This window comes from Bacillus sp. 196mf, assembly GCF_003217275.1.
GTDB lineage: Bacteria > Bacillota > Bacilli > Bacillales > Bacillaceae_G > Bacillus_A > Bacillus_A thuringiensis_S.
The window spans coordinates 1-3282 of record NZ_QJTG01000080.1; the positions used below are offsets into that span (position 1 = coordinate 1).

Here is a 3282-nt window from a genome sequence, read left to right on the forward strand (position 1 = left end):
GATGGAAAGCAATATTATTTTGATCAAGATGGTTCTATGCATAAATGGACATTACATGATAATGGAAAACAATATTATTTCAATGAGGATGGCTCTATGCATACAGGATGGTTACAATGGAATAGTGATAAAAAATGGGCTGCTTTTGACAAAAATGGAGTAATGTACAAAGATACAAAGGTTGCTAGTGCAAGTATTCCAGGGCCACTAGGTTTCGGTGTTAGTGGTGATTATTATTTTGATAAAAATGGAGCATTAACAAAAAAAGTAACTACTTTTCTTGGCCATGATTATGTTACAGAGTACTGATTTTAAGAATTTTTTTAAAGAGTATATTAATTATTTGGATGGCTAAGAAGTAAATAGTACGTTTACTAAGCTATAAATTGAATGAATGTCTGATATATAGTTTAATAGTTAACAGAACGTCAAAATAATTTTTTATTATCCAAAAATTATTTAAAATTACAATGAGATCTAGCTTTTCTTCGTGGAAAACACCTATTAGTTCCCTGAATAATAATATAGCACCTACCAATAAATAACAGTAAAACCACCGATTATGGGTTTATTGTTAACAATTAATTTGCTTTAAGAACATTACTGGCAACAGTTTGCTGAAATTTGGCGTTCTGTTGCTTTTTGTTTATACAAAGGAGCCTATTGATTTCATAACTTAAGAAGATTCCTATCGAAATTTATCCACATTTGCTGATATGGAATAAGTAAAAAAAATAGTTAGAGCATATAGAGATATCATTCGAACATCTTTTAAATGTGCCGATGTACAAGCTAAGTTATTACAGTATTGAATATTTTAAAGTGCCATAGTTGCGAATATGCAGAGTCAGTTTTCAATTGCTGATATCATGGGCGCTTCCTATAAATAAGACTGTATAGCGTTTAACACAGAAACTCGTGGATTTAGGAATGGTTAATGAACTAGCTATGAATCGTAAAAAAGATATGCGTCAAACTGCCAATGCTATTATCATTCAACCGATTGCAGAAGAAGTGTCCCACAACACCCCTACCGAAATGACTGAAAAGTGTCCTACCAAGAAAACAAATACTATTTCTTTAAAACAAAATATAAAAGATATACATATACGTAAAGAGAACGACGTTCAATATCATGTAAATGATAAAGATTTCATAGATTATCGTGTACCGCAATCTATGCGTATAAAATTAAAACATGCCTTTAATTCTAAAATTATTAATGAATCATTCCAAAATGCCAGAAACATTATGAAGAAAGCTACTAAGAAATTTAATTTACTAGCGGATACCGATGTATTTCACAACCTTCTTGCGAATGCTTCCGTTGCTTTATATTCTAAAACACAGAAATTTGAGCATAACGGTACTTTGATGAACAATCCGATTAATTATTTTAAAAGAACCTTCAAACAGATGGTCTTTGATTACATCGATAGCTTTAGAGACATACATACTATTGCAAAGTGTAAGATAGAGGCATGCTCAAGTGATCTATATTATAATTGGCTAGAAGAGGACCGTTCCAACGTTCCCTCAACAAATCCAATAAGCAAGGCGCTTCTATTAGGTATATTTGATGAAATATTTGAAGAAGAAGCTGATGAGATGGGGTTATATTAAAATACCTGTGGTGCTACAGACATTCGTAGAGGTTATGAGCGTAAATGCGGAAGAGAACAATGAGGTGCTAGCATCGTAAATATACCTACACTAACTTTAATTGAATTAACACTTCTGTGATGGGCAGCCCTGTCAATTTCGCGATTTCTTCTGGGGAATACCCTTGAGTTGTATACATTTTTTCAAGTATGAATGCTGCTTTTTGAGCATTACTGTGATTTTGACGAGCTATAGCTTTTTTCATTGCATGTTCTCCCATTCTGTTTTAATTATAGGATGTGTACTTTTACAGAGCTTGTAGTAAATAAAAATCTTGACTACAGCAATTATAATTATCCAAGGGTGTGATAAATTTTTTACAAAGACTTATACCAGAAAAAAAGAGAAGATTATTATTATGAATCTTCCCCCTAGTTAGTATAAACCATATTCTATCCTGTGCAATATTAGATTACCTTATTTCAGTTTGATTAAAACTCCTTTTTAAATGAAAATCTATACTTATTTTATTGACTATTAAAAAATAACTAGCATTACGAATAAATAAAAAACATCTATAAACTACTAAAGTTATTAAATTCCATTTATGGAACCTTGCTCAAGACCCTATTCAAGATTCAATTAAAATTTAGTTATTTCTATAATAACCAATCACTAACGCACTCATCCTTCTATAACCTATAAACAAATTTAGTCCTCAATTGCAATTTTAATTCACTACATGGGCAGCTATTTCAATATATTCATGAGGATCCCCCTCTTCAGATGGCCCGTCATGTTTAATCGATATTTCATCAATATGATAAGTAGTACCTGCATTTATTAAAAATTCCACATAAGGGTTTTCAGGAAACAGCCCAGGTACATAAATTACCGGATAACCTTTTGGTACCTCAAGTTTCAAAATAGCAGGGCGCTGAAGAAAGCCATAGTGATCAGCAATTCCACTGGGGTCTTTAGAACCTGAAAAGCTCATAAATCCCAATTCCGTAACATCTTTATCATTAAACTCCTCTTGAAGTCTTTGGAATTTATCCCTATTCACCTTATGTCCATTTGTAAAATCTCGATCTATCATGTCACTATTTAAATCAGCAAAAGGGAATCCATCTTTATTTATCCTTCTATAAATATTCATCCCCTGAGGCAAACGCGCTTCCGGTTTGTCAAAAACGGCTTTTATCTCTTCCGCCTTTTCCTGTAGTTGCCCTGGTGCAAAATCGCCCAAAAACGCATCAAAGTTTCTCCCGCTTATTTCTTCATTAATAGCTCTACCCTCTCTCGTGTAGAAATAGAATAAATCCTTTAAATTCTGCTGCTGCTTAAGCAAAGGCTTATATTCCCGCACTAGCGTTTCATCTGCCCATTTTTTCACTCCATTTTCATCACTACGAAAATCCAATACATCCTTTTTTTGTCTTTCTGCGCCTTTTATTATCTCGTTTAATTCGTTTAATTCTTTTAACTGTTTGTCCATATCGGCAATCTCTTTAGTAAGATCATTAATTTGACCCGAATTCGCATCATCATTCGCTGCTTCTAGTATATTCTTTCTCTCTTCCGACTCCTTTCTCAGTTCTTTTAATTCCCTTATTTTTTTATACTCAGGAGTTTCATCTCTCTTTCTCTCTTCTTCTGCTTTGTTCTTTCTCTCTTCTT

At 32.8% G+C, this 3282-nt stretch carries 2 protein-coding genes and 2 pseudogenes; 2 read left to right on the plus strand and 2 right to left on the minus strand.

The window, feature by feature from the left end; all coding sequences use genetic code 11:
• Window positions 1-309: pseudogene (locus ATL10_RS30410) on the plus strand (hypothetical protein); the annotation flags it as partial.
• A gap of 591 nt (window positions 310-900) precedes the next feature.
• Window positions 901-1623 (plus strand): annotated as a pseudogene (locus tag ATL10_RS30415) (cytosolic protein); the annotation flags it as partial.
• An 85-nt stretch (window positions 1624-1708) separates the two neighbouring features.
• On the opposite strand, the gene ATL10_RS31525 reads toward ATL10_RS30415, so the two are convergent.
• Together ATL10_RS31525 and ATL10_RS30420 are read right to left on the minus strand one after the other, a co-directional pair.
• Complete coding sequence (locus tag ATL10_RS31525; protein ID WP_181419372.1) at window positions 1709-1867, minus strand: hypothetical protein; 159 nt, start codon at window positions 1865-1867, stop codon at window positions 1709-1711.
• Between the two features lie 465 nt (window positions 1868-2332).
• A partial coding sequence (locus tag ATL10_RS30420) for an ADP-ribosyltransferase (RefSeq protein WP_220037392.1) occupies window positions 2333-3282 on the minus strand: 950 nt, incomplete at its 5' end.

What these genes read in the sequence shown, in the direction of transcription:
- ATL10_RS31525 (WP_181419372.1), bottom strand. Translation starts at nt 1,867, where the DNA reads ATGAAAAAAGCTATAGCTCGTCAAAATCACAGTAATGCTCAAAAAGCA.